The organism is Streptomyces sp. NPDC003284 (assembly GCF_053589675.1).
Genome location: NZ_JBSFSI010000027.1, coordinates 78,337 through 104,352, shown reverse-complemented (window position 1 = coordinate 104,352; position 26,016 = coordinate 78,337). Strand labels below are relative to the sequence as shown.

Sequence of the window (26,016 nt, the reverse complement as noted above, 5' to 3'; positions counted from 1 at the left end):
CGGGGGAAGAACTCGTACCAGGCGCTGTAGAGGGCGCGTTCGCGTTCGACCTGGAGCGGGAGGGGTGCGGAGGCGGTGACCAGGTCGCGCAGGGGGTGGCGGGCCAGGACCGCGTCCACCTCCGGCGTCAACGCCGCCGACAGCCGGGACGCGGCCGGGCGCCGGGTGTCCCGCAGCGCCTCCTCGGCGGCCAGCACGGTGTCCCGCTCCGGCCCCTTCGGCACCCCGGCGGCGGCCCGCCCGTACAGCAGCGCGCCCTCCTCCAGCACCAGCTCGGTGTCGATCCCGGCCGGGACCTTGATGCGGGCGTGCCGCCGCCAGGTGGTGACGGGGTCGGCCCATGCCTCGACGTGGTAGGTCCAGCGGCCGGTCGCGGTCGGGGTGACCTCGGCGCCCCAGCGGTCGGTGCCCGGGGCCAGCTCGCGCATCGGCGTCCACGGCCCCGGCCGCCCCGCCGGATCGCACAGCACCACGTTCGCCGCGACCGCGTCGTGCCCCTCGCCGAACACGGTGGCGGTGACCTGGAAGGACTCCCCGGTCACCGCCTTGGCGGGCCTGCGGCCGTGCTGGACGACCGGCCGCACGTCGAGGACGGGGATCCGTCCGACGGCGGTGGGCGCGACGTCCGGTGCGGCCTTCGGTGTGGGCTTCGGTGTGGGCTTCGGTGCGGCCGGTGGCGGGGGCGCGGCCTCCTCCGGGACGGCCGGGACGGCCGGGACGGCCGGGTCCTCCGAGGCCGCCTGAGCCGACTGGGCTGCCTGAGCCGACTGGGCCGACTGTTCCGTGGGGGCGGGCGGGCTCGCCGCGCGGGGGCGCCGGGCGCCTTTCCTGCCGCCTGCCGGGGATGGTGCCGGGTGCTGCTGCCTGCTGGGCATGACCGCTCCTGTCCGCATCAACGAGGGTGTGGGCGGATGTGCGTGGGGGAGGTGGGTCCTGCGGGGTCCGTCTTCCGGGTGTACCGGAAGAGTTTGGGCGTACCGCAGGAGCCTTCCCACCCCCTTCGGGTGAGCAATCCGGGACTTTGTTAACTACCCGCGCGTATGTCCACACACAAAGTTGGCCTTGTCTTGAGCCACCCGGCGGCGTAGAGCGCGGCGACATCCGTACGGTCACCGGTACGGTGCTGTGTGACGGGGCGCACAGTGCCGTGCGTCCTGGCGGCGAAGCGCACCGTGCCGTGCGTCCATCAGCGAACGCGCCGAGGTGGAATGTGAAGGCGATCCGTCGGTTCACCGTCCGTCCCGTTCTCCCCGAACCCCTACGACCGCTCAGCGAGCTGGCCCGCAATCTGCGCTGGTCATGGCATGCGGAGACGCGCGACCTCTTCCAGTCCGCCGACCCGGAGCACTGGGCCTCCTGCGGTGGCGACCCGGTCCGCCTGCTGGGCTGTGTGCCCCCGGCCCGGCTGGCGGAGCTGGCCGCCGACCGGCGCTTCCTGCGCCGCCTGACCGCCGCCGCCGACGACCTGCGCGACTACCTGACCGGCGAGCGCTGGTACCAGGCGCAGCCCGCGGGACTGCCCGCCGGCATCGCCTACTTCTCCCCCGAGTTCGGCATCACCGCGGCCCTGCCGCAGTACTCCGGCGGCCTCGGCATCCTCGCGGGCGACCACCTCAAGGCCGCCAGTGACCTGGGCGTACCCCTGATCGGGGTCGGGCTGCTGTACCGGCACGGCTACTTCCGGCAGTCCCTGTCCCGGGACGGCTGGCAGCAGGAGCACTACCCGGTCCTCGACCCCAACGAGCTGCCCGTCACCCAGCTCCGCGAGGCCGACGGCAGCCCCGCGAGGGTCTCGCTCGCCCTGCCCCGCGGCAAGGCCCTGCACGCCCGGATCTGGCTGGCCCAGGTTGGCCGGATCCCGCTGCTCATGCTCGACTCCGACGTCGAGGAGAACGACCTCGGCGAGCGCCAGGTGACCGACCGGCTGTACGGAGGGGGCAGCGAGCACCGTCTGCTCCAGGAGATGCTGCTGGGTATAGGAGGGGTGCGTGCGGTGCGGACGTACTGCCGCCTCACCGGGCATCCCGGGCCGGAGGTGTTCCACACCAACGAGGGGCACGCGGGCTTCCTCGGTCTGGAGCGGATCGCGGAGCTGGACGACCGGGGCCTGGACTTCGACGCGGCCCTGGAGGCGGTGCGCGCGGGCACGGTCTTCACCACCCACACGCCCGTCCCGGCCGGCATCGACCGCTTCGACCGGGAGCTGGTCGCCCGGCACTTCGGGCCCGACGCCGAACTGCCCCGCATCGACGTCGAACGCGTCCTCGGGCTGGGCATGGAGACCTACCCGGGCGGTGAGCCCAACCTGTTCAACATGGCGGTGATGGGACTCAGGCTCGCCCAGCGCGCCAACGGGGTGTCCCTGCTGCACGGGCAGGTCAGCCGGGAGATGTTCGCCGGTCTCTGGCCGGGCTTCGGGCCCGAGGAGGTGCCGATCACCTCGGTCACCAACGGGGTGCACGCCCCGACCTGGGTGGCGCCCGAGGTGTTCCGGCTCGGCGCCCGGCAGATCGGTGCCCAGCGGGCCGAGGACGCGCTGTCCGTGGGCGGCTCCGACCGCTGGGACTCGGTGGCGGACATCCCCGACGAGGACATCTGGGAGCTGCGCCGCGAGCTGCGCGAGCAACTGGTGGGCGAGGTGCGCCACCGGGTGGCGGCGGCCTGGCGGCAGCGCGGCGCGGGCCCGGCCGAGCTGGGCTGGGTCGACGGCGTGCTGGATCCCGAGGTGCTGACCATCGGCTTCGCGCGCCGGGTCCCCTCGTACAAGCGGCTCACGCTGATGCTGCGCGACCGGGACCGGCTGATGGACCTGCTGCTGCATCCCGAGCGGCCGGTGCAGATCGTGGTCGCGGGCAAGGCGCACCCGGCGGACGACGGCGGCAAGCGGCTCATCCAGGAGCTGGTGCGCTTCGCCGACGACCCGCGGGTGCGGCACCGGATCGTGTTCCTGCCGGACTACGGCATGGCGATGGCGCAGAAGCTGTACCACGGCTGCGACGTCTGGCTGAACAATCCGCTGCGCCCGCTGGAGGCGTGCGGCACCTCCGGGATGAAGGCCGCGCTCAACGGCTGCCTCAACCTGTCGGTGCTGGACGGCTGGTGGGACGAGTGGTACCAGAGCGACTTCGGCTGGGCCATCCCCACCGCGGACGGCGGGGCGCCGCTGCCCGCGACGGTGGGGGAGGAGGCCGACCACCGCGACGAGGTCGAGGCCGCCGCGCTGTACGAGCTGCTGGAGCGGCGCATCGCGCCCCGCTTCTACGAGCGCGGCCGGGCCGGGCTGCCCGACCGCTGGATCGAGATGGTCCGCCGGACGCTGACGCTGCTGGGCCCGAAGGTGCTGGCCGGACGCATGGTCCGGGAGTACGTCGAGCGGCTGTACACCCCGGCCGCGCACGCGCACCGCGCCCTGGACGCTTCGGCGGCGCGCGAGCTGGCGGCCTGGAAGGCGCGGGTGCGGGCGGGCTGGCACGAGGTGAGCGTCGACCATGTGGAGACGTCCTGCCCGCCGGCCGAGCGCCCCGGGCGGTCCGCGTCCACGGCCACCGCGGAGCTGGGCGCGACCCTGGGGCTGCGGGTGCGGGTCGGCCTCGGGTCCCTCGGTCCCGAGGACGTGCAGGTGCAGGCGGTGTCCGGGCGGGTCGACGAGGAGGACCGCATCACGGACGCGTCCGTGGCCGCGCTGAAACCGGCGGGCGCCCCCGACGCGGACGGCCGCTGGGTCTACGAGGGCCCGCTCTCGCTCGACCGCACCGGCCCCTACGGCTACACCGTCCGGATCCTCCCGGACCACCGCCTGCTCGCCTCGTCCGCCGAACTCGGCCTGGTCACGGTGCCCCCGCAGGACGCGGGCGGCGACGGGGCGGGGGTGCTGCTGCGCTGACGGCGCGGGCGGAACGGGCCGGCCCGCGCGGGCCGGTGGTCAGATGGCCAGGCGGTCAGGCGGCCAGGCGGTCAGGTGCCGTCCTCCAGACCGGCGCACAGGCGGCGCAGCACGGTGCCGCAGCGGCGGGCGTAGGCGTGCTGGAAGCCGCGGGTGGCCGGGCCGCCCGCGCGGGCGTACCACCTGGCGGGGCGGCTGAAGGCGGTCACGGTCAGCCAGACCGTGCCGTCGCCGGTGCGGTCGACGACGAAGGACTCCTCGCCGCTCTCGGGGTGGCCGGGCAGGGTGCCGTACGCCCATCCGGCCCGGCGCGGTTCCTCGGTGGTCCAGACCACCCGGCAGGGTGCCTTGATCAGCCCGGCGAGGGTGACGGTGACCTCGGCGCCGGGGGCGGCGCGTTCGGCGGGGCTGTCGATGCGCACTCCGGCGGCGCGGTGCAGCTCCCAGGTGAGCACGGCCTCGGCGGCCCGCCGGAACACCTCCTCGCCCTCGCCGATGCGGGTGCGCACGTGCAGCGGGCGGAAGCCGGGCGGGCAGTGGCCCTGTTCGCGGGTCGCACCGACCTCCTCGTAGGTGAAGTCCTGGGGAGCCATGGGATCCAAGGGTAGGGCGGCACCCGGGAGACGCGAGTCCCGGGTGCCGCCCGTGGTGTCGTGGGGCCGGTGGGTCAGTTGACGTTGACCCCGGACCAGGCCGCCCCGACCGCCGCGTACTCGGCGCTGGAGGCGCCGTACAGGGCCGACGCCGCGTTCAGCGTCGCCGTGCGGGCGGCCTTGTAGTTGGTGGTCGACGTCATGTACGTGGTGAGCGCCTTGTACCAGATCTGGAGGGCCTTGTCCCGGCCGATGCCGGTGACCTTGGCGCCGTTGGACGTCGGCGAGTTGTAGCTGACGCCGTTGATCGTCTTGGCGCCGCTGCCCTCGGCCAGCAGGTAGAAGAAGTGGTTGGCGACGCCGGAGGAGTAGTGCACGTCCTTGTTGCCGACGGTGGAGGACCAGGAGTCCGCCGAGGCGCCGTCCTTGCTGGGCTTGTCCATGTAGCGCAGCGGGGAGCCGTCCCCGTTGATGTCGATCTTCTCGCCGATCAGGTAGTCGCCCTTGTCGGCGGCGTTGTTGGCGAACCACTCGACGCCGGTGCCGAAGATGTCGGAGGTCGCCTCGTTCAGACCGCCGGACTCACCGCTGTAGTTGAGGCCCGCGGTGTTGGAGGTGACGCCGTGGCTCATCTCGTGTCCGGCGACGTCCAGCGCGGTCAGCGGGTGGGTGTTGCCCGAGCCGTCGCCGTACGTCATGCAGAAGCAGCTGTCGTCCCAGAAGGCGTTGACGTAGTTGCTGCCGTAGTGGACGCGGGAGTAGGCGCCCTGGCCGTTGTTCTTGATGCCGTTGCGGCCGAAGGTGCTCTTGTAGAAGTCCCAGGTCTCCTGCGCGCCGTAGGCGGCGTCGGCCGCGGCCGTCTGGTCGGAGGTGGAGCTGGAGGCGGTGCCGGTGCCCCAGACGTCGTCGGCGTCGGTGAAGAGCGTGCCGGTGCCGGACGTCTTGCGGGCCAGGTTGTACGTCTTGTGACCGCCGCGCGAGCCGTCGGTCAGCTGGTACGTGGAGCCGGACTTGGTGGTGGTCAGGGTCACCTGGCCCGAGTACAGCGTCTTGCCGGTGCCGGTCTCGATGCCCTGGTACTCGTAGAGCTTCTTGCCGGTGGCGGCGTCGGTGATGACGTGCAGCTGGTTCGGGGTGCCGTCGTCCTGGAGGCCGCCGACGACCGTCTCGTAGGCGAGGACGGGCGTGCCGTTGCCCGCCCAGATCACCTTGCGCGGGGCCTGGTCGGCGGTGGTCTGCGCCGAACCGGCGTCCTTGGCGAGGCCCACGGCCTGCTGCTCGGCCTTGGCCGCGGCGACCTTCGGCGTGAGCGAGGCGACCTTGAGGGCCGCGTTGTTGGCCTTGGTGACGCCTTCGGTGGCACCGGACTTCGCGGTGTGCACGATCAGGTCGCCGCCGAGGACCGGCAGGCCCGCGTAGGTGCGCTCGTAGCGGGTGTGGACCGTGCCGTCGGCGTCCTTGACGACGTCCTTGACGACCAGCTTCTCCTGGGCGCCGAGACCTATCTGCCGGGCGGTGCCGGACGCGTCGGCCTGCGCCTGCTGGAGCAGGGCGGTGCGGGCGGAGGCGGTGAGCGCGGTGGGGGCCGCGGCCGGGGTGACCGGGGACTGCGCCGAGGCGCTGGTGGTCACGGCGGTGCTGAGCAGGGCTCCGGCGGCGACGGCGGTGGCGACGGCCAGCGTGGTGCGCTTGTGACGCATGAGGCGGGGAGTCACACAAGCTCCTTATGTGGGGGAGCCCGGCCGGCGTGGGGGTGCCGGCCGGACGGAAGGTCGGTTGCTGTGCTCGTGCGGCGGGTGCAGAGAGAGTGACATCAAGGGCGCGTACATGTCAGGACCCCGAGGTGATGTTGGCCGAAAAATGACTGTCCGATTCGTGTTTCGACCATGTGAACGGACGCCGCCCCGGGTGCTTCGTCTCCGGAACGGCGCCCGGCCCTCGGGGAGTCCGGGCCCGGTGGGGGACCGCAGTGCCCCACCGGGTGGCGCCTCGCCCGGCTCTACGGGAAGGTCAGCTTCCAGCCGTCGATGTACCCGGTGTCGCCGGGACCCTTGTCCTGGACGCGCAGCTTCCAGGTGCCGTTGGCCGCCACCGAGGACGCGTTGACCGTGTAGGTCTGGTGCACGTCCGGGGTCGAGTCGTAGCCGCTGTTCTTCAGCCGGGCCGTCGCGCCGTTCGGGGCGACCAGGTCGATCTGGAGGTCACCGCTCCAGGAGTGCACGATGTCCACCGAGACCTGGAGGTTGGACGGCGCGTTGCCGGTCCGCCCGGAGACCGTGATGGACGAGGTGACCGCCGCACCGTAGTCCGGGATGTTCACGTCGGCGGTGTTCTCGAACGAGGAGCCGCCTCCGGGCGGGTCGCCGCCGCCGGGGCGCGAACCGACCGCGACGCCCGCCCAGGCGTCCTGCACGGCCTTGTACTCGGTGCTGGAGGTGCCGTACAGCTCACCGGCCGCCGCGAGCGTTCCGGTGCGGGCCGAGGCGTAGTTGGTGGTCGAGGTGAACTTGGTGGTCAGCGCCCGGTACCAGATCTGGAGGGCCTTGTCCCGGCCGATGCCGGTGACCGGCAGCCCGTCCGCGGTGGGCGAGTCGTAGTTGACGCCGTTGATCGTCTTGGCGCCGCTGCCCTCGCTCAGCAGGTAGAAGAAGTGGTTGGCGATGCCGGACGAGTAGTGCACGTCCTTGTTGCCCACGCCCGAGTACCAGGAGTCGGCGGACGCGCCGTCCTTGCTGGGCTTGTCCATGTAGCGCAGCGGGGTGCCGTCGCCGTTGATGTCGATCTTCTCGCCGAGGAGGTAGTCGCCCTTGTCGGTGGCGTTGTTGGCGTACCACTCGACGCCGGTGCCGAAGATGTCGGAGGTCGCCTCGTTCAGACCGCCCGACTCGCCGCTGTAGTTGAGGCCGGCCGTGTTGGAGGTGACGCCGTGGCTCATCTCGTGCCCGGCGACGTCCAGTTCGGTCAGCGGGTCGTTGTTGCCCGCGCCGTCGCCGTACGTCATGCAGAAGCAGCTGTCGTCCCAGAACGCGTTCACGTACGCGTTGCCGTAGTGGACGCGGGAGTACGCGGCCTGGCCGTTGTTCTTGATGCCGTTGCGGCCGAAGGTGTCCTTGTAGAAGTCCCACGTCATGGCGGCGCCGTAGTGGGCGTCGGCGGCGGCGGTGGCCGCGTTCGACGTCGTGCCGTTGCCCCAGGTGTCGTTGGACTGGGAGAACAGCGTGCCGGTGCCGGACGAACCGTGGTTCAGGTTGTACGTCTTGTGGCCGCCGCGCGCCCCGTCGGTCAGCGTGTACGTCGAGCCCGACTGGGTCGTCGTCAGCGAGACCTGGCCGCTGTACTGGGTGTTGCCGACACCGGTCTCGACGCCCTGGTACCGGAACAGCTCCTTGCCCGTGCTCGCGTCGGTGATGACGTGCAGCTGGTTCGGGGTCCCGTCGTCCTGGAAGCCGCCGATCACCGTCTCGTAGGCCAGCACCGGCTTGCCGGTGGCCGCCCAGATCACCTTGCGGGAGGACTGGTCAACCGACGCCTTGCTGCTGCCCAGCGCCTTGGCCCGCTGCACCGCGTGCTGCTCGACGGCCGCCTTCGCCACCTTCGGGGTGAGGCTCGCGACCTTCACCGCCGCGTTCGTCGCCTTGAGCACCCGCTCGGTCTTCCCCGAGGCCGCGCTGTCGACGATCAGGTCGCCGCCGAGGACCGGCAGGCCCGCGTAGGTGCGCTCGTAGCGGGTGTGGACCGCGCCGTCGGCGTCCTTGACGACGTCCTTGACGGCCAGCTTCTCCTGGGCGCCCAGGCCCAGGTCCTTGGCGGTGCGGGCCTTGGCGCCGTCCGCGTCCCGGATCAGCTCGGCGCGCTGCGAGGCGGTGAGCTTCACGGCGACGTGCGCCGGGGAGAGCTTGACCGCGTGCGGCGTCGGCGCGGCGCTCGCGGCGCCGGACTGGACGGCGGTGGCGACGAGCGCGGCGACACCGGCCAGGGCGATGCCCGCGGCCCGGCGGTGGGTGATGTGGGAGGTGCGTCTGCGAGAGCTGCTGCTACTCAACACTGACTCCTTCTGCGTGGCCACGGGTCGCGCGGCCAGGGGGGAGGTCCGGACGCGCGGTGAGCCGTCCGGGCAGAACTGCGGAGAACGCGGAACCAGGTGCGACGTGCGAGGTGCGGGCCGCGTCACCGTCGTGAAGAAGTGGGGGGTGCTGTGGGGTGACGGTGAACGGCCGAGGGGAAGATTGGCAGGAGTGGCCGTGGCTTGTCAGGAGCGCGTCATTAAGTTGGCTGGAAAACGTTCGTTGTCCGGAAGTTCATGTTCGGTATACGGACCGGACGCCGGACGGGCGGCACGGCGGGAGCAGGCCGGGCCCGGACGGGGCCGACCTGGGCCGATCAGTGCCTCAGGAGGCAGGGGCGGTGTCGGCCGGGCCGCTCGGGGCCGGTTCGTCCCCGGTCATACGGCGGGCCGCCACCGGAGTCATCCACAGCCGGACGGTCCGGTCACCGGCCCCGGTGGCGAGAAGGGTGCCGTCGGGGGAGAACGCGAGCGCGTAGACCGCGCCCTGATGCCCCGTGAGGGGCCGGCCCGCGGGCCGGCCGGTCGCCGGGTCCCACAGCCGTGCCGTGCCGTCGCGCCCGCCGGTGGCCAGCAGGGTGCCGTCCGGGGAGAACGCCACCGCGAAGACCGCGCCCGGGTGGTGCAGCGGCTCACCGGCCGGCTCGTGGGTGACCGGGTCCCACAGCCGGACCGTGGTGTCCCGGCCGCCGGTGGCGAGAAGGGTGCCGTCCGGGGAGAACGCGACCGTGACGACGGCCCCCTGATGGCGCAGCGGCTCGCCCGCCGGGGCGCCGGTGGCGGGGTCCCACAGCCGGACCGTGGTGTCGCGCGAGACGGTCGCCAGCAGGGTGCCGTCGGGGGAGAACGCCAGCGCGTGCACGGCGTCCCGGTGCCCGGTCAGGGGCTCGCCCACCGGCTCGTGGGTGACCGGGTCCCACAGCCGGACCGCGCCGTCCTCGCAGGCCGCGGCCAGCAGGGCGCCGTCCGGCGAGAAGGCCACCGCGCGCACCGTCCCGTGGCGCCCGGTGAGCGGCGGTCCGGTCACGGCGCGCGTGGCCGGGTCCCACAGCCGGACCAGTGTGCCGGGGCCCCCGGCGGCCAGGAGGCGGCCGTCGGGCGAGAAGGCCAGCGCGGTCGTGGCGTCCTGACGGCCGGTCGGCAGCCTGGCCAGCGACACGTGGCTGACCGGATCCCACAGGTTCACCCAGCCGTCCCGGCTGCTGGTGGCCAGCAGGGCTTCGCCGGGGGAGAACGCCACCGCGACGACCAGATCGCTCGCCTCCAGCGGGGGCAGCCCCATGAGGTGGCCCCGCCCGATGGTGTGCGCGACGGCCCGCAGGGCGAGGCATCCGCCGCCCGGGGCGGGAGAGCGGCCGGTCTCCGGGGCGGGAGGGCCGGACGGGCGCGCGGTCCCGGCGGGGGTGGCCGTGGGCAGCGGTTCGCGGTTGCCCCGGGGCCGGGCGCCGGTGGGCGGCCGGATCGAGGCGGGAGGCCCGGGGGCGTCGGGTGGCCCGGGGTCGGCGGGGTGGGTGTGGGGCGGCGGCGGGTCCGCGGGGTCCCCGGGGTACGCGGGGCATGCGGGGTCCATGGGGTCCGCGGGGTCCGCGGTGGCGGCCGTACGGGCGCTCGCGGCGCGGTGGCTCCTGCGGGCCGCCCGCGCCTGGGTGAGGGCCACCCACCGCTCGTGCCACGGATCCAGTGCGGCCGCCCCGTAGGCCGGCGGCGCGCACTCCTTGCCGTACCGGTCCCAGGACATCAGCGCCCGGACGAGCCAGACCAGCTTGTTCAGCCCGGTGTAGCCGCCGTTGAACAGGGTGCTCTGCGTGGCGGGCGGCAGGGAGGCGCGCTCGTCGGCGAAGAGCTGCGCGGCCCGCCTCTCGATGGTCCGCAGGGACGGGTCGCCCGCCCGCACCTTCAGCTCCCGCAGCAGCCGGGACTGCTCGCGCAGCAGTTCCTCGACGGTCTCCGTGCCCGGGTCCGCGCGGGTGCCCGTGTCCCCGGCCGGTTGCGGCTCGTGACGCCCGGCCGCATGCGGCTCGTGGCCCCTGTCCGCGTGCGCCTCATGTGTGTGTTCCATGACCGCCGTCCCCCCGGCATCGCGTCGTGACGAGCCAGGTTAGAGGAGCCGGGCCGTACGGCACCGAATCCGGCGGAACATTTCCGAACGGCGCGGGACGGTGGTACGCGTACGCCGAGCGCCGCCGCCGTACGGCGGCGCGGGCCCGTCGACCGGGCTTCTCCGGACTTGTTCGGTCCGCCGCCCCGAGGGCCCGGTGGGCGGCACAGTCGGAGCATGACCACGACTCGGACACCCCAGCCCGCCGGTTCCTCCCCGGAGCAGCCCCCGGCCCCGCCGTTCCTCTCCCTGCACACCACCGTCGTCCTGCTCGCGGCGGTCGTCATCGGACTCGTCATGGGCTTCCTCACCGCCCGCACCGGCGCCCCGGTGGCCGCCGCGGTCATCGCCGGACTGACCAGTTCCGGCGCGAGCGTGCCCGTGCTGCGCGGCCTCATCCGGTGACAGGGCGGGCTCTGCCCCTCCCGCACGCGCGAGCGCCCGCCGGTTCCGCCGGCGGGCGCTCGCACGTGGTGCTCCGGGCGCGGTCAGTCGTCGGCGCCGGTGTGCAGGACCGCGAACAGCCCCTGGACGCGGGTGCCGTCCGGCTGCTGCCAGGGGCCCGCGGCATGGCCGACGGCGGTCGGCGGGAGGAGCGGAGCGCCGTCCGGGGCCGGGCTCAGCGCGCGGACCAGCCGGAGCACCGTGCCCCCGGGCGCGGTCAGTTCGGTGGCCTCCGGGGTGTCGGTGACCGCCGGGAAGACGGCGGCGGCCGGGGCCGTGCCCGTGTACGAGCGGACGATCTCGTGGTCCGGGGTGTCGCTGACGCGCTGCGCCTGCGCCGGGGCCGTGCCCTCGATCAGCGCGGCCAGCCGGGCGGCCAGCACCGGGTCGTGGCAGCCGTCGTAGGCCCAGCGCCTGCCCAGTACCCCGTGCTCCATGGTGCCGACCAGCGCGTGCCCGGCGCCGTCGAGCGGGGCGCCGCGGTAGGTGAGGGGCACCAGATAGGCGGCCGGGCGCGGGCCGGAGGTGTCGTTGACGACGAGGAACTCGATGCCGACCTCGCCGCTCGGGTCGTCCAGGCGGAAACCGCCCGCGTTGCTCAGCTCCGGCCGCGGGGCGCCGCCGTACCACGGGCGCGAGGGCAGCCAGGCGGTGAGCAGTTCGAGCTTGGTGGGCTCAAGGGTGGTGCGGTGGATGACGGCCATGCCGGGGATTCTCCTGCGTCGGGGTCGAGGGACGGGCCCTGGGTACGCGATCTTCCCCAGCCTCGCATCAACGGCCCGCGCCGTCCGCGGTTTCCGTCCGCAGCGCACCGGCCACCAGGCCCCGCAGCTCCGCGGGCGACACCTGCCCGCCGTGCACCAGCCGGTCGAAGACCAGGCCGTCCACGCAGGTCAGCAGGGTGACCGTACGGGCGTCGGCGGCCGTCTCCGGGACGCCGTGCGCGGTCAGGACGGCGCGTACGGCCTCCCGTGCCGTGTTCTCGCGCGGGGTGAGGATCTCGCGCAGCTCGGGGTGGTGCACGCTCTCGATCGCGCACGCGTAGCGGGCCAGCGAGCGCTGCCGCCCCTCGCCCGTCAGGCGCTGCGCGGTGAGCGCGGCGAGGCCCGCCACCAGGTCCTCCGCGTCACGCGGCACCGGCGCCCGCCGCGCCGCCTCCTCCAGCTCCGCCTGGTCGAGGGCGACCAGGCGCCGGACCAGGGCGGTGAGCAGGGCGCGGCGCGTGCGGTAGTAGGCGGAGGTGGTGCCGGACGGCAGTCCGGCCGCGCGGTCGACGGCGCGGTGGGTGAGGCCGCGCATTCCGTGGGCGGCCAGCACGCCGACGGCCGCGTCGGCGAGGGCGGTGCGCCGGTCGGTACGGGGGAGAGGGCGGCCGGTGGGGTGGCCGGTGGGGTGGGCCGCGGGGTGGTCGGCCGGCTGGTCGGTGGGCTCGGGCACCCCCTATTTCTACACCTGTAGAGGGCGGGAGTACGCTTCTTCTACAGATGTAGAAGCCCGGCGACGGGCGTGCGCCACGGGAGAGGGGAACCGTCATGGGCGGCACCGCGGTGGTGGTGGGCGGCGGCATCGGCGGGCTGGCCGCGGCGATCGGCCTGCGCGCGGTCGGCTGGGAGGTGGTGGTCGCCGAACGCGCCCCGGTCCTCGCCGACGTGGGCGCGGGCATCTCCCTGCACGCCAACGGCATGCGCGCCCTGGACGCCCTCGGCGCGGGCGAGGCCGTACGCGCCGCCGCCCGGCCCCAGTACACCGGCGGCACCCGCGCCCCCGGCGGCCGCTGGCTGGCCCGGATGGACGGCACCGTCCTCGAACGCGAGCTGGGCACACCCCTCGTCGGCATCCCGCGCGCCGACCTGCACCGCGCCCTGCGCGCCGCGCTGCCCGAGGGGTGCCTGCGCACCGGCGCCGAGGTGCGGTCCGTCGACGACAGCGACGGCGGGCGAGTGCGGGTGCTGCTGGCCGGGGACGGCGGCGAAAGCGCCACCGCCACCGCATCTGTCACCGGCACCGCTACCGCCACTGTCACCGGCACGGGAGATGTGCTCGACGCCGATCTGGTCGTCGCCGCAGACGGCGTGGGCAGCCGACTGCGCCACCGCCTCTTCCCGGACCACCCCGGCCACGTCTACAGCGGCTCGACCGTGCTGCGCGCCGTCACCGCGCACCCGGTGGAGCTGCGCACCGACTTCGCGCTCACCTGGGGCCGGGGAGCCGAGTTCGGGCACATCGCCTTCCGTGACGGGCGCGCGGAATGGCACGCGGTGCTCAACGCGCCGCCCGGTGTGCGCCCCGCCGACCCGCTCGCCGCGCTGCGCCGCCGCTTCGCCGACTGGCACGAGCCCGTCCCGGCGCTGCTGGCCGCCACCCGGCCCGAGGCCGTACTGCACCACGACATCCACGAACTCACGGTCCCGCTGCCCGCGTTCACCGTGGGCCGCGTCGCCCTGCTCGGCGACGCCGCCCACGCCATGACCCCGCACCTGGGCCAGGGCGCCTGCCAGGCCCTGGAGGACGCGGTCACCCTCGCCGCCGCGCTCGCCGCGGAGCCGTCCACCGCCCAGGCGCTGGCCCGCTACGACGCCGAGCGCCGCCCGCGCAGCCAGGCCGTGGCCCTCGCCGCCCGCCGGGCCGGCCGGATGGGGCAGCGGCTGGCCCACCCGGCGGCCGTCGCCCTGCGCAACGCCGCCCTCCGGCTGGCCCCCGACACCGTCACGATGCGGGCCGTCCTCCGGCACGCCGACTGGACCCCGCCCGAGCTGCCCTGACCGTCCCGGCACCCGCGGTCCCGTGCCGCGCGGCACCTGCGGCACCCCCGCGCTCGCCCTGCCCTCCGGGCGGACGACGGGGAGAGGGCGGGTAGACGGTGGGAAGGCGACGGGGAGACGGCGGGAATTCGACCACCGCGGACCTAGGACCGCGCGTCCGCCTCCCCGCCCGGTTCCGTGCCCCCGCCCGGTTCCGTGCCCCCGCTCGGTTCCGTGTCCCCGTGCCACGTGTGCCACAGGGCCGCGTACGCGCCGCCCGACGCCACCAGCTCGTCATGGGTGCCCAGTTCGGTCAGCAGGCCGTCCTCCAGCACGGCCACCCGGTCGGCGTCATGGGCGGTGTGCAGCCGGTGCGCGACGGCGATGACCGTACGGCCGCGCAGCACGGCGGCCAGCGCGCGCTCGGTGTGGCGGGCCGTGGCCGGGTCGAGCAGCGCGGTGGCCTCGTCCAGGATCAGGGTGTGCGGATCGGCCAGCACGACCCGGGCCAGGGCGAGTTGCTGGGCCCGGGAACCGTCGACGGGCCGCGCGCCCGCGCCCAGCTCGGTCTCCAGGCCGTCCGGCAGCTCCCGCACCCAGGCGTCGGCGCCCACCGCGGCCAGCGCCGCCCACAACCGCTCGTCCGCCGCCTCCGGTTCGGCGATCCGCAGATTGTCCCGGACGCTGCCCAGGAACACATGGTGCTCCTGGGTGACCAGGACGACCTGGCGGCGCAGCGTCTCCGGTTCCAGCGCGGCGACCGGCACGCCGCCGACCGTCACCGTGCCCGCGGTCGGCGCGTCCACGCCCGCCAGCAGCCTGGCCAGCGTCGTCTTGCCCGCCCCGGACGGCCCCACCAGGGCCAGCCGCTCCCCGGGCCGCACCGACAGGTCGACGCCGCGCAGCACCTCGCCGCCGCGCTCGTACGCGTACCGGGCCCCGGCCACGTCGATACGGTCGTCCGCCGGGGCGTCGGCGGTCGCCGGGACCGGGCGCGGGGCCTCCGCCAGGCCCTCCACCCGGGCGAAGGAGGCGCCGCTGCTCTGGAGCAGCTCGACATGCATCAGGATCTGGTCCAGCGGCTCCGTGAACTGCCGCAGATACAGGGCGGCGGCCACCACCGCGCCCACCGTCACCGCGCCGTGCGCGTGCAGCGCCCCGCCGGCCAGCAGCACTCCGGCCACGGGCAGCACGTAGGACACCTCGACGGCCGGGAAGAACACGCTGCGCAGGAACAGCGTGTGGAACCGGGCGCGCCGGGACTCCTCCAGCGCGTCGCGGCTCGCCGCGATCCGCCGCCCGGCCAGCCCGAACGCCTCGACGGTACGGGCTCCCCGGGCCGTCGCCGCCAGCACCTCGGCGACCTCGGAGCCCGCCGCGCCCTCGCGCAGATAGCCGTCCCTGGCCCGGCGCAGGTACCAGCGCAGCGCGCACCCGACCGGCGCCAGCGCCAGCAGGCCGATCACCCCGAGCAGCGGGTTCAGCAGGAACACGGCGGCCAGCACGAACACCGCCTGCACGGTGCTGACCAACAGCTCGGGGCCCACGGTGCGCAAGGTGGTGCCCACCGCGGCCACGTCCGCGGTGCCGCGGGTGGTCAGATCGCCGGTGCCGGCCCGCTCGACCACCGCGGCGGGCAGGGCCAGCGCCCGGTCCACGAACTCCTCGCGCACCCGCGCCAGGGTGCGTTCGCCGAAGCGGTGGCCCGCGTACCGGGCCCAGCGCGCCAGCAGCACCTGCGTGAGCGCGGCCGCCAGGAGCCCCGCGGCCAGCAGGTCCACGCCGTGCACCCCGCCGCCGGAGCGCACCTGGTCGATGATCCGGCCGAGCAGCCACGGACCGGCGAGCCCCGCCGCCGCTGCCAGCACGTTCAGGACGAGGACGCCCGTGAACGCCCGCCCGTCCGCCGCGACCAGACGCAGCGCGGCCCGGCGGACCCGCGCGCGCCCGGCGACCGGCAGCCGGCCCTGGCCCTGGCCCTCGGTGCCGTCCGCCGTCATCGCGCGGCCTCCTGCGCGGTGCCCGCGACGGGCGGTTCGGCGTCCGGTTGCGTGTCCCCTTCCGTATCCCCTTCCGTGTGCCCCTCCGTGTCACGTGCCACCAGCGCCCGGTAGCCCGGTTCGCGGGCGAGGAGCGCGCGGTGCGAGCCCGTCGCCGCGACCTTGCCCTCGACCAGGTGCAGCACGGTGTCCGCGTGGTCCAGGACCAGCGGGGAGGTGGTGGTGACGAGGGTCGTCCGCCCGGCGCGCGTCTCCCGCAGCCGGGCCGCCACCGCTGCCTCGGTGTGCGCGTCCAGCGCCGAGGTGGGTTCCACGGCGAGCAGCACCTCAGGATCGGCCAGCAGCGCCCGCGCCAGGCGTATCCGCTGGCGCTGGCCGCCGGACAGGCTGCGGCCCTGGGCGGCCACGGCCGTCTCCAGGCCGTCGTCGAGCCCCTGCACGATGTCCTCGGCGGCGGCCGCGTGCAGCGCCCGCGCGATCTCCCGCGGAGCGTGTTCCCGGGGGTCCCGGGGTTCCCGGCCTCGCCGGAGTTCCCGGGCGCCGCACACCACCTCCCGCAGCGGACCCGCGAACAGGTCGGCCTCGTTGTCGGCGACCAGGACGCGCTCGCGCACCCCGGCGAGCGCGTACGCGTCCAGAGGGGTCCCGTCCCAGGTCGCCGCCGACGGCGTGTAGCGGCCGAGCCGGTCCACGACGGCCGCCGCGTCGGCGGGGCTCGCGCAGACCAGCGCGGTCAGCCGGCCCGGCCGCACCCGGACGTCCGACTCCGGGTCGTACAGCTCCGCGGGCCGCGGCGGCGGGGGCAGGGTGCCCCTGTCCTCCTGCGGCTCCAGCCGCAGCAGCCGTACGACCCGGCGCGCGGCCACCACACCCCGGTTCAGCTGGTAGCCCGCCTCGACGAAGAACGACACCGGGGTCACCAGGACCGCCACATAGCCGTACACCGACACCAGTTCGCCCACGGTGATCTCGCCGCGGGCGGCCAGCCGGGCCGCCAGCCAGGTCACCACGGCCAGGAACAGCACCGGCAGCCCCGCACCGAGCGCCTGGAGCCAGCTCGTCACCGCGCCCACCCGGTAGCCCTGCTCGCGCAGCCGCCGCGAGTCGTGCCGGAAGGCGTCCGCGAACAGCCCCTTGCCGCCCAGGCCGCCCAGCACCCGCAGCCCGCCCGCGAGGTCGCCGATGCGCGCGGTCAGCACGCCCTGCCGCTCCCGGTACTCGCCCTCGGCACGTTGCAGCCGCCGGGTCAGCGGCCCCACCAGCAGCGCGGTCAGCGGCGCCCCCAGCAGCACCACGGCGGCCAGCGGCACGGACACCGACAGCAGCAGCCCCGCCACCGCCGCGTAGACGACGACCGCGCCGACGCCGGGGCCGACCACGGTCAGGCTCTGGCTGATGGTCTGCACGTCGCCGACGCCGATGGTGACCACCTCCCCGGTGCCCGCCCGGTGCGGCAGCGCCGCGCCCAGCCGCACCACCTGGCCGACGACGACCTTGACGGTGCGGAAGTTGGCGTCCATGCGCACCCGGGTCATCGTGCGGTGCCGCAGGATGCTCAGCCAGGCGTTGACCGCCCCGACCGCGAACAGCGCGCCCGACCACAGGGCCAGCGCCCCCATGTCCCCGCGCTGGAGCCCGTCGTCGACCGCCCGGGACATCAGATACGGCGTCGCCGCCAGCAGCACCATCCACACGCTCGCCAGCAGCGCCCCGGCGAGCGACCGCCCCGGCTGCCGGGTGACCAGCCACCACAGATACCACCAGCCGCCCCGGCTGTCGGGCGTGCCCGGGTCCGCGTAGGCGTCGATCACTGGAGCCCCCTCCCTGTCTCGCCTGATTCCTGCCGTGTCCGGCGCGTGTCGGCCGGTGAGGCCGCGTCAGCCGGTGAAGCCGGGCACCACCAGACCGGACTCGTAGGCGATCACCACCGCGTGCGTGCGGTTCTGCGCGCCGAGTTTGGTCAGTACGTTGCCCACGTGGGTCTTCGCCGTCTCCTGGCTCACCGTCAGCGCCCGCGCGATCTCCGGGTTGGACAGCCCGGTGGCCATCAGCCGCAGCACCTCCTCCTCCCGCCCGGTCAGGGCCGCCCGCGGCAGTGCCTCGGCGGAGCCCAGCGGGCGGGCCGCGACCATGCGGCGCAGCGCGGCCGGGAAGAGGATCGCCTCGCCCGCCGCCACCACCCGCACCGCCTCCGCGATCCGCCCGACCGGATACCGCTTGAGGACGAAACCGGCGGCCCCCGCGCTCAGCGCGGCGGTGACATGGCCGTCGTTCTCGAAGGTGGTGATCACCACGACCTTCGGCGGAGCGGGCTCCGCCAGCAGCCGCCGGGTGGCCTCGATGCCGTCGAGGCGCGGCATCCGCACATCCATCAGCACCACGTCCGGCCGCAGCAGCCGCGCCCGCTCGACCGCCTCGGCGCCGTCGGCCGCCTCCCCGGTCACGGCAAGACCCGGCTGCGCCGCGAGCAGCGTGCGCAGCCCGCTGCGGGTCACCTCGTCGTCGTCCGCGATCAGCAGGGTGACGGGCGCGGCGGCGGATCCGGCGCCGGGGCCGGTCGGGGCGTGCGCGTCCGCGCCGGAACCGGTCATGCCGGCCACCGTACCGGCAGCCGGACCGCCAGCCGCCAGTGGTCCGGCCCGTCCGGGCCGGCCTGGATCTCGCCGTGCAGCAGCCGTACGCGCTCGGCCAGCCCGGACAGCCCGCGCCCGGAGGGCGGGAAGGATCCCGCGCCCGGTCCGGCAGCCGCCCCGGTGCGGTTCACCACGTCGAGTTCCAGTACGTCCGCACCGGCCGCCACCCGGACCGCGACCGGACCGCCCGCCCCGTGCCGCAGCGCGTTCGTCAGCCCCTCCTGGACGATGCGGTACGCCGCCCGGGAGAGCGTCCCGCGCACCTGCGCGAGGGCGCCCGACAGCTCCGGTTCCACCACCGCCCCCGCGTGCCGCAGCCGGTCCAGCAGCTCGGGCAGGTCGGCCAGGGTGCGCACCGGCGCCGTGCCCGCCTCCTGCTCACGCAGCACGCCCAGGACGTAGTCCAGGTCCTCCAGCGCGGCGCGCGCCGACTCCTCGATGCCGCGCAGCGCGGCCCGCGCCGCCGCCGGGTCGGCGCCGAGCATCTCGCCCGCCACCGCCGCCTGGATCGTCGTCGCCGTCAGCGTGTGCCCGATGGAGTCGTGCAGCTCCTGGGCCAGCCGGTTGCGTTCGGCCAGCCGCAGTTCCCGCTCGGCGGCCAGCGCGAGCCGCTCGGCCGCCGAGGGCCCCAGCAGCCTGGGCGCCGCCCGGCGCAGGGTGCCGGTCACCACCGCGCACACCGTCGCCGCCAGCAGCAGGCAGCCGAGCGCCGCCGGCCAGCTGCCCCAGCCGCCCGTCACCCGCACCGACCGGCCGAACAGGACGAGACCGCCCTCGGCGCCCAGCCAGTTGCCCGGCAGGATCAGCCCGGCGACGATCAGGCCGCCGCCCACCAGCGCGCCCGCCCAGCCCAGCGCCACGTGCAGCAGCAGCCACAGCGGGGTCCGCCAGCGGTCGGCACCGGACGGCCCGGCCGGGGGCGCGGAAGCGGGCCCGCCGTCATGGGCGCCCGCCGGACGGCGCACAGCCGCCGGGTCGGGCAGCGGCACCCGCAGCCCCCGGCGGGCGCAGGCGACGAGCACCCGCCGGGTGGGGCGGGCCAGCCCGGCCGTGCCGATCAGCACCGCCCAGACCAGCAGGTCGAGCACGATCTGCGCGCCGTAGGGGGCGAAGCGCCAGACGGGCGACAGCAGGGCGACGAACGGCAGCGGCGCGATGCTCGCCAGCGCGCCGCAGCACGCGAACAGCGCGCCCGTGTACGTGGAGCCGCGCAGCAGCGGCCGGAGTCCCCTGGTCATGGTGCGGCCAGTATGACTGCCCAGGTCACCGGCGTTCTCCCCCGATCGGGGGAGAACCGTTTCCCGCTTCTTCGCGATGTGCGGCCACGGCCTTCGAGGACAGGATCGTGCCCTGACCGAGCCGACCGGAGGACGACCGATGGACACATACGCGACGAGGACACCGCACCACCCCGCAGGCCCCGGACCGGGCGCGCGGACCGGGACCGGCGGCAGGGGCGGCAACGGCCTGACCGTCACCGCCATGGTGCTGGGCGTCGCCGCGCTGACCACGTCGGTCGTCGTCATCGGCGGCCCGCTCGGTGTCGTCGGACTGGTCCTGGGCGCCGTCGCGCTGCGGACGGCCGACCGGACCGGCACCGGCCGGGGCATGGCGGTCACCGGCCTGGTCACCTCGGCCGTCGCCGTCGTGGTGTCCGTCCTGGTCGCCGTCCTCGTGCTCTGGTACGCCGACCACACCCAGAAGTGCTACCGGCCCGACAGCTTCCACCAGTACACGCAGTGCGTCCGCGACCAGCTCGGCGGGCACTGACCGGCGCCCCGGCCCACCGGCCCCCTCCCACACACAGACGAGGGCGGACGAGCCGCACGGCCGTCACCGCCCGGCAAGGACGAGCACGATGACCCACACCCGACGGCGGACGGCCACCCGACGGCGGACGGCCGCCCTGCTGGCCGCCACCGCCGCGACGGCCCTCCTGGGCGCGCTGCCGCCCGTGACGGCCGCCGCCGCACCCCGGACGGCGGCCGCGCCGCGGCCGGCCGCGTCCCCGGACGCCCTGCGGCCCTACACCGGGCAGCGGCTCCACTGGCAGCGCTGCGACGCCCACCAGTCGGCCGCCTTCCGGTGCGCGACCGTCAAGGTGCCCCTGGACTACGCCGATCCGGGCGGCCGGACGATCGACCTCGCGATATCCCGGCTGGCGGCGGGCGACCCGAAGGAGCGCCGCGGCGTCCTGCTGCTCAACCCCGGCGGCTCGGGCCTCGACCTGCCGGTCGCCCCCGAGCTGGACCTGCCTCGGGACGTGCGGCAGCGCTACGACCTCATCGGCTTCGACCCGCGCGGCGTCGGACGGAGCACCCCCCTCGGCTGCGGTCTCACCGAGGACGAGCAGAACGACGAACGCCCCTACCGGGACGCGACGTTCGCGAAGGACGTGCGCTGGGCCCGTACGGTCGCCGACAAGTGCCGGGCCGCCGCGGGCGGCCTGCTGCCGCACCTCACCACCCGCAACGTCGCCCGCGACATGGACGTCGTCCGTGCCGTGCTCGGCGAGAAGAAGATCTCCTACCTCGGCTACTCCTACGGCACCTACCTCGGCTCCGTCTACACGCAGTTGTTCCCCCGGCGGGCCGACCGGTTCGTGCTGGACAGCGCGGCCGACCCCGCGCTGATCTGGCGGGGCACCTTCCAGGAGATGGCGCGGGGCGCCGAGGCCGCCTTCACCCGGTGGTGCGCGTGGACCGCCCGCCGGGACGCCACCTACCACCTGGGCGCCACCCCGGCCGCGGTCCGGCAGAGCTTCTGGGACCTGGTCAGCCGGGCCGACCGCGCCCCCGTCGACTCCGGCGGGCGGCTCCTGACCGGCGACGGCATCCGCTCCGAGCTGCGCCCCGCGTTCGTCCATGTCCGCGTCGCCGCCGAGAAGGCCGCCGAACTGACGAAGGCGGCCCGGGGCGAGGTGCCGCCCGCCCCCTCCGGCCCGGCCGCGCCCACCCCGGACCCGGCCCCCTCGGCGACCGCCCCCGCCGACAACGAGGCCGCGAGCGCCTGGGCCTTCATCTGCGCCGACACGCGCACCTCGTGGCCGCGCGACCCCGAGCGCTACCGCCGCGACGCGATCCGCGACAAGGCGCGCTACCCGCTCTACGGCGACATCGCCTCCACCATCAAGCCGTGTGCCTTCTGGGAGCAGGGCAGCGAGCCCGGCACGACGGTGGACAACGGCGTCGCCGCCCTGATCCTCCAGAACGAGTGGGACTCCCAGACGCCGCTGCCCGGCGCCCGGAACCTGCACCGGGTGCTGAGCGGCTCCCGCATGGTCACGGTCGCGGGCGGCGAGGGGCACGGCGTCTACGGCCTCGGCGGCTCCTGCGCGGACCGGACCGCCACGGCCTACCTGACCACGGGCAGGCTCCCGACCGGTGACCTGACCTGCCGGACGCCCGCCGAGAAGTAGGACGGACGCCCGCCGGGAAGTAGCCCCGACCCTCTGGGAAGCGGCAGGGCACCGCCCGCCCACTCGCCCACTCGCCCGCCCGCTCAGGCCAGGCTGTCCCGCCAGGCCCGGTGCAGGCGGGCGAACCGGCCGGTGCCCGCGACGAGCGCGGACGGCGGCCCGTCCTCCACGATCCGGCCGTGCTCCATCACCAGGACCCGGTCGGCGATCTCCACCGTGGACAGCCGGTGGGCGATCACCACGGCGGTACGGCCGCGCAGGACCGTGGCCATCGCGCGCTGCACGGCCTGCTCGCCGGGCACGTCCAGCGAACTGGTCGCCTCGTCCAGGATCAGCACCGCCGGATCGGCCAGCAACGCCCGCGCGAAGGAGACCAGTTGGCGCTGCCCGGCGGAGATACGGCCGCCGCGCTTGCGTACGTCGGTGTCGTAGCCGTCGGGCAGGGCGCTGATGAAGTCATGGGCGCCGATCGCCTTCGCGGCCCGCTCGATCTCCTCGCGGCTCGCCTCGGGACGGCCGAGGGCGATGTTCTCGGCGACCGTCCCGGAGAACAGGAACGCCTCCTGCGTCACCATCACCACCCCGCGCCGCAGTTCGGGCACGGCCAGCTCGCGCAGGTCCGTCCCGTCCAGCAGCACCCGGCCCTCGCTCGGGTCGTAGAACCGGGCCAGCAGCTTGGCCAGGGTCGACTTGCCCGCGCCGGTGGAGCCGACCACGGCGACGGTCTGCCCGGCCGGGAGCGTCAGGTCGAAGCGGGGCAGCACCTCGCCGCCGGTGCGGTAGGCGAAGCGGACCCCGTCGAAGACCACCTCGCGGCCCGGCAGCGCCGACCTCAGCGGCGGCAGCCGCCGGGGCGCGGACGGCTCCGGCACCGACGGGGTCTGCGCGAGCAGGCCCGCGATCTTCTCCAGGGAGGCCGCCGCCGACTGGTAGGAGTTGAGGAACATGCCCAGCCGGTCGATCGGGTCGTACAGCCGCCGCAGGTACAGCACGGCCGCCGCGAGCACCCCCAGCGCCAGCGAGCCGTCCGCCACCCGCCAGGCGCCCCACAGCACGATCAGCGCGACCGCCGTGTTCGCCACCAGGCGGGAGCCGACGACATAGCGGGCCATCTCCAGGAGGGCGTCGCCGTTGGCCCGTTCGTGGCGCCGGTTGAGACCGGCGAAAGCGGCGTCGTTGGCCGCCTCCCGGCGGAACGCCCGCACCGGCCGGATGCCGTTCATCGTCTCCACGAACTTCACGATGACCGCCGCGATCGCCGTGGACCGCTCCCGGTACACCCGGCCCGCGCGCCGCTGGTAGAGCCGCACCAGCAGGTACAGCGGCCCGAACGAGGCCACCGCGACCGCGCCGAGCCCGAGGTCCAGCCAGAGCAGCAGCGCCGCGATGGACACGAAGGACAGGACGACCGTGATCAGCTCCTGGAGGCCCTCGTCGAGCAGCTCGCGCAGCGACTCCACGTCCGTGGTGGACCGGGAGATGAGCCGTCCGGAGGTGTAGCGCTCGTGGAAGCCCACGCTGAGCGCCTGCGCGTGCCGGAAGATACGGCCGCGCAGGTCCAGCAGCACGTCCTGGTTGACCCGGGCGGCGGCCACGACGAACACCCACTGGAGGGCGCCCGAGGCGAGCGCGCACAGCAGATAGCCCGCGGCCACCGCCATGAGCGGCCCGTGGTCGTGGGCGCGGAACGCCGGTACGGCCGTGTCGATGGCGTACGCCACCAGCAGCGGGCCCGCCTGCACGGCCGCCTGCTGGAGCAGCAGCACCAGGGTGGTGACGGCGACCCGGGCCTTCATGGGCGCCAGCAGCGAGCGCAGCAGGGCGCCGGTGGCACCCGGGGGAGCGGGCAGTACGTCCTTGTCGAAGGAGTCGCCGGGGCCGCCGGGGCCGTCGGTGCCGTCGGCCTGCGGCAGGTCCCCGGGGTCCCCGGTGGCCGGGACGGACGTCGTCGGGGCCGTCATCGCTCGTCGTCCTCCTGGTCGGTGTGCTGGTCCGTGTGCTGATCCGATTGCCGGACCGTGTGCTGCTCCGCGGTGTCGTGTCCGCTCGGTTCGCCGGGGGAGCCGGGGGGCCGTCCGCCCGCCATCAGATGCGCGTACTCGGCGTCGGTGCGCAGGAGTTCCTGATGGGTGCCCACGGCCTTGATCCGGCCGCCGGACAGCAGGGCGACACGGTCGGCCAGCAGCACCGTGGAGGGGCGGTGCGCCACGATCAGGGCGGTGGTGCCGGTGAGCACCTGGCGCAGCGCCGCCTCCACGGCGGCCTCGGTGTGCACGTCGAGCGCGGACAGCGGGTCGTCCAGGATCAGAAAGCGCGGCCCGCCCACGACCGCCCGTGCCAGCGCGAGGCGCTGGCGCTGGCCGCCGGACAGGCTCAGGCCCTGCTCGCCGACCTGGGTGGCGGTGCCCTGCGGGAGCGCGTGCACGAAGTCCGCCTGCGCCACGGCCAGGGCGCGGTCCAGCTCGTCGCCGCCCGGCGCGTCCGTACCGTCCCCGGTGCCCATGAGGACGTTCTCCGCGACGCTCGCGGAGAAGAGCGTGGGTTCCTCGAAGGCGACGGAGACGAGGGCGCGCAGCGTCTCCCGGTCCAGCGCGCGGATGTCCGTGCCGTCCAGGGTGATCCGGCCGGAGGTCAGCTCGTGCAGCCGGGGGACGAGCGCGGTCAGCGTGGTCTTGCCGCTTCCGGTCGCTCCGACCAGGGCCATCGACTCACCGGGGCGGATGTGCAGGTCGACGCGGTCCAGCAGCGGCGGGGAGCCGGGCGGCGCGTCCGGGTAGCGGAAGCGGACGTCCTCGAAGCGCAGGCCGCCTGCGCGCGTGCCGCCGTCGTCGGCGGTGTCGGCCACGGTGCCGTCCGCGGTGTCGTCCGCGGGCGGCAGGGCGGGCCCGGCGGACTCCGGCCGCTCGTCCAGCACCTCGAAGTAGCGTTCCGTGGCGGTCGCCGCCTCCTGGCTCATCGCGAGCAGGAAGCCGATCGACTCCACCGGCCAGCGCAGCGCGAGGGCCGTGGACAGGAAGGCGACCAGGGTGCCCGCCGACAGCGAGCCGTCCGAGACCTGCACGGCGCCCACCACCAGCGTGGCGCCGATGGCCACCTCGGGCAGGGCCATGATGACCGCCCAGATCGTCGCCAGCAGCCGCGCCTTGCTCAGCTCGGTGCCGCGCAGGGTGGCCGACAGCTCGCGGAACGCGCGCGCCTGGCTGCGGTGCCGGCCGAACCCCTTGATGACGCGGATGCCGAGCACGCTCTCCTCGACCACCGTCGTCAGGTCCCCGACCTGGTCCTGCGCGCGCCGCGCCACCCGCGCGTACCGCCTCTCGAAGAGCGCGCTCAGCACGACCAGCGGCACGGCCGGGGCCAGCATCACCAGGCCCAGCGACCACTCCTGGAGCAGCATGATGACCATGCCCACCAGGATCGTCACGCCGTTGACGAGCAGGAACGTCAGGGGGAAGGCGAGGAACTGGCGCAGCAGCATCAGGTCGGTGGTGCCCCGGGAGAGCAACTGGCCCGACGCCCACCGGTCGTGGAAGGCGATCGGCAGCCGCTGGAGCCGCTCGTAGAGAGCGGCCCGCATCCGCGCCTCGACCCGCGACAGCGGGCGCGCCACCAGCCACCGCCGCAGCCCGAACAGCAGCGCCTCGGCCACGCCGAGCAGCAGCAGGTACAGCGCCCCGAGCCACACCCCGCCCCGGTCCCCGTCGGCGACCGGCCCGTCCACCAGCCACTTCAGGACGAGCGGGATCACCAGCCCCACACAGGAGGCGACGATCGCGACGCCCGCGGCGACGGACAGCCGGGCGCGCACCGGGCGCACGAACGGCCACAGCCGCAGCAGCGCACGGACGGCGGACCGCTCCCCGGTCCCCGGCGGCCCGGAAGGACCAGCGGGTCCGGTGGGTCCGGCGGAACCGGAGGGACGGGAGGGATCGGACGGATCGGCGGGACGGTCGGAGCTGACCTCTGCGGGGGCGGGTGTCGTGGTCATCACTTCGGAGACTACGGACCACCACTGACAACGCCCACCGAGTTTTGGCCGAGCCGCACTCCGCCGCCGGTCCTACGACCTGCGCACGCTCCCCCGGCCCCGCCCACCCGAATCCGGCCCCATCCGTGCAGGTTCCGCCCGCCCGGCCCAGGTCC

The 26,016-nt window shown here is 75.0% G+C and carries 18 protein-coding genes; 5 read left to right on the top strand and 13 right to left on the bottom strand.

Annotated elements, in window-relative coordinates:
- Window positions 1-875 (bottom strand): maltotransferase domain-containing protein (locus ACWDYF_RS34450; RefSeq protein WP_389470236.1); only part of this gene is annotated, 875 nt, incomplete at its 3' end.
- Window positions 876-1,210: 335 nt separating this feature from the next.
- On the opposite strand from ACWDYF_RS34450, the gene ACWDYF_RS34445 reads away from it, so the two are divergent.
- On the top strand, window positions 1,211-3,883 hold the full coding sequence (locus tag ACWDYF_RS34445; protein ID WP_389470233.1) for a glycosyltransferase family 1 protein: 2,673 nt from the start codon (window positions 1,211-1,213) through the stop codon (window positions 3,881-3,883).
- Between the two features lie 71 nt (window positions 3,884-3,954).
- Here the strand turns inward: ACWDYF_RS34445 and ACWDYF_RS34440 are convergent, their stop codons facing one another.
- The 4 genes from ACWDYF_RS34440 to ACWDYF_RS34425 form a co-directional block, all read right to left on the bottom strand.
- The gene (locus tag ACWDYF_RS34440) at window positions 3,955-4,476 is read right to left on the bottom strand and encodes a DUF1990 family protein (protein ID WP_389470230.1); all 522 of its coding nucleotides are present in this window, start codon (window positions 4,474-4,476) and stop codon (window positions 3,955-3,957) included.
- Window positions 4,477-4,550: 74 nt separating this feature from the next.
- A complete protein-coding gene (locus tag ACWDYF_RS34435) occupies window positions 4,551-6,191 on the bottom strand; it encodes a M4 family metallopeptidase (protein ID WP_381742713.1) in 1,641 nt (546 codons plus the stop codon).
- Between the two features lie 284 nt (window positions 6,192-6,475).
- Complete coding sequence (locus ACWDYF_RS34430) at window positions 6,476-8,518, bottom strand: M4 family metallopeptidase (protein ID WP_389470226.1); 2,043 nt, start codon at window positions 8,516-8,518, stop codon at window positions 6,476-6,478.
- Between the two features lie 346 nt (window positions 8,519-8,864).
- Window positions 8,865-10,598, bottom strand: a complete 1,734-nt coding sequence (locus ACWDYF_RS34425) for a WD40 repeat domain-containing protein (protein ID WP_389470224.1) — start codon at window positions 10,596-10,598, stop codon at window positions 8,865-8,867.
- Between the two features lie 216 nt (window positions 10,599-10,814).
- On the opposite strand from ACWDYF_RS34425, the gene ACWDYF_RS34420 reads away from it, so the two are divergent.
- Window positions 10,815-11,042, top strand: coding sequence for a hypothetical protein (locus tag ACWDYF_RS34420; protein ID WP_381742718.1), 228 nt, complete (start codon window positions 10,815-10,817; stop codon window positions 11,040-11,042).
- Between the two features lie 83 nt (window positions 11,043-11,125).
- Here ACWDYF_RS34420 and ACWDYF_RS34415 read toward each other — a convergent pair whose 3' ends face one another.
- Window positions 11,126-11,785, bottom strand: coding sequence for a maltokinase N-terminal cap-like domain-containing protein (locus ACWDYF_RS34415; RefSeq protein WP_389470220.1), 660 nt, complete (start codon window positions 11,783-11,785; stop codon window positions 11,126-11,128).
- Between the two features lie 67 nt (window positions 11,786-11,852).
- Window positions 11,853-12,398, bottom strand: coding sequence for a TetR/AcrR family transcriptional regulator (locus ACWDYF_RS34410; RefSeq protein ID WP_051576244.1), 546 nt, complete (start codon window positions 12,396-12,398; stop codon window positions 11,853-11,855).
- A 215-nt stretch (window positions 12,399-12,613) separates the two neighbouring features.
- On the opposite strand from ACWDYF_RS34410, the gene ACWDYF_RS34405 reads away from it, so the two are divergent.
- Window positions 12,614-13,843 carry an FAD-dependent monooxygenase gene (locus tag ACWDYF_RS34405; protein WP_389470217.1) on the top strand — a complete coding sequence of 410 codons (1,230 nt, stop codon included), beginning with the start codon at window positions 12,614-12,616 and terminating at the stop codon, window positions 13,841-13,843.
- A 143-nt stretch (window positions 13,844-13,986) separates the two neighbouring features.
- Here ACWDYF_RS34405 and ACWDYF_RS34400 read toward each other — a convergent pair whose 3' ends face one another.
- From ACWDYF_RS34400 to ACWDYF_RS34385, 4 genes are all read right to left on the bottom strand, one after another.
- Window positions 13,987-15,822 (bottom strand): ABC transporter ATP-binding protein, encoded by a 1,836-nt coding sequence (locus ACWDYF_RS34400; protein ID WP_389470215.1) that lies wholly within the window; start codon window positions 15,820-15,822, stop codon window positions 13,987-13,989.
- Window positions 15,819-17,633, bottom strand: a complete 1,815-nt coding sequence (locus ACWDYF_RS34395) for an ABC transporter transmembrane domain-containing protein (protein ID WP_389470213.1) — start codon at window positions 17,631-17,633, stop codon at window positions 15,819-15,821. Before ACWDYF_RS34395 ends, ACWDYF_RS34400 begins: the two co-directional genes overlap by 4 nt.
- Before the next feature lie 66 nt (window positions 17,634-17,699).
- Complete coding sequence (locus ACWDYF_RS34390) at window positions 17,700-18,413, bottom strand: response regulator (RefSeq protein ID WP_389470210.1); 714 nt, start codon at window positions 18,411-18,413, stop codon at window positions 17,700-17,702.
- Window positions 18,410-19,693 carry a sensor histidine kinase gene (locus tag ACWDYF_RS34385; protein ID WP_389470207.1) on the bottom strand — a complete coding sequence of 428 codons (1,284 nt, stop codon included), beginning with the start codon at window positions 19,691-19,693 and terminating at the stop codon, window positions 18,410-18,412. The genes ACWDYF_RS34390 and ACWDYF_RS34385 overlap by 4 nt, the downstream gene beginning before the upstream one ends.
- 139 nt (window positions 19,694-19,832) lie before the next feature.
- On the opposite strand from ACWDYF_RS34385, the gene ACWDYF_RS34380 reads away from it, so the two are divergent.
- Together ACWDYF_RS34380 and ACWDYF_RS34375 are read left to right on the top strand one after the other, a co-directional pair.
- Window positions 19,833-20,225 (top strand): DUF4190 domain-containing protein, encoded by a 393-nt coding sequence (locus ACWDYF_RS34380; protein WP_389470204.1) that lies wholly within the window; start codon window positions 19,833-19,835, stop codon window positions 20,223-20,225.
- Window positions 20,226-20,313: 88 nt separating this feature from the next.
- Window positions 20,314-21,873, top strand: coding sequence for an alpha/beta hydrolase (locus tag ACWDYF_RS34375; protein ID WP_389470201.1), 1,560 nt, complete (start codon window positions 20,314-20,316; stop codon window positions 21,871-21,873).
- Between the two features lie 83 nt (window positions 21,874-21,956).
- On the opposite strand, the gene ACWDYF_RS34370 is transcribed toward ACWDYF_RS34375, so the two are convergent.
- A complete protein-coding gene (locus ACWDYF_RS34370) occupies window positions 21,957-23,834 on the bottom strand; it encodes an ABC transporter ATP-binding protein (protein ID WP_389470199.1) in 1,878 nt (625 codons plus the stop codon).
- Window positions 23,831-25,861, bottom strand: coding sequence for an ABC transporter ATP-binding protein (locus ACWDYF_RS34365; protein WP_389470195.1), 2,031 nt, complete (start codon window positions 25,859-25,861; stop codon window positions 23,831-23,833). Before ACWDYF_RS34365 ends, ACWDYF_RS34370 begins: the two co-directional genes overlap by 4 nt.
- Window positions 25,862-26,016 lie beyond the last annotated feature (155 nt).

Excerpts from the sequence above, each read along its gene's own strand:
- ACWDYF_RS34440 (WP_389470230.1), bottom strand. The coding sequence starts at position 4,476 with ATGGCTCCCCAGGACTTCACCTACGAGGAGGTCGGTGCGACCCGCGAA.
- ACWDYF_RS34425 (WP_389470224.1), bottom strand. The coding sequence starts at position 10,598 with ATGGAACACACACATGAGGCGCACGCGGACAGGGGCCACGAGCCGCAT.
- ACWDYF_RS34420 (WP_381742718.1), top strand. The coding sequence starts at position 10,815 with ATGACCACGACTCGGACACCCCAGCCCGCCGGTTCCTCCCCGGAGCAG.
- ACWDYF_RS34415 (WP_389470220.1), bottom strand. The coding sequence starts at position 11,785 with ATGGCCGTCATCCACCGCACCACCCTTGAGCCCACCAAGCTCGAACTG.
- ACWDYF_RS34405 (WP_389470217.1), top strand. The coding sequence starts at position 12,614 with ATGGGCGGCACCGCGGTGGTGGTGGGCGGCGGCATCGGCGGGCTGGCC.
- ACWDYF_RS34400 (WP_389470215.1), bottom strand. The coding sequence starts at position 15,822 with ATGACGGCGGACGGCACCGAGGGCCAGGGCCAGGGCCGGCTGCCGGTC.
- ACWDYF_RS34390 (WP_389470210.1), bottom strand. The coding sequence starts at position 18,413 with ATGACCGGTTCCGGCGCGGACGCGCACGCCCCGACCGGCCCCGGCGCC.
- ACWDYF_RS34385 (WP_389470207.1), bottom strand. The coding sequence starts at position 19,693 with ATGACCAGGGGACTCCGGCCGCTGCTGCGCGGCTCCACGTACACGGGC.
- ACWDYF_RS34380 (WP_389470204.1), top strand. The coding sequence starts at position 19,833 with ATGGACACATACGCGACGAGGACACCGCACCACCCCGCAGGCCCCGGA.
- ACWDYF_RS34375 (WP_389470201.1), top strand. The coding sequence starts at position 20,314 with ATGACCCACACCCGACGGCGGACGGCCACCCGACGGCGGACGGCCGCC.
- ACWDYF_RS34370 (WP_389470199.1), bottom strand. The coding sequence starts at position 23,834 with ATGACGGCCCCGACGACGTCCGTCCCGGCCACCGGGGACCCCGGGGAC.
- ACWDYF_RS34365 (WP_389470195.1), bottom strand. The coding sequence starts at position 25,861 with ATGACCACGACACCCGCCCCCGCAGAGGTCAGCTCCGACCGTCCCGCC.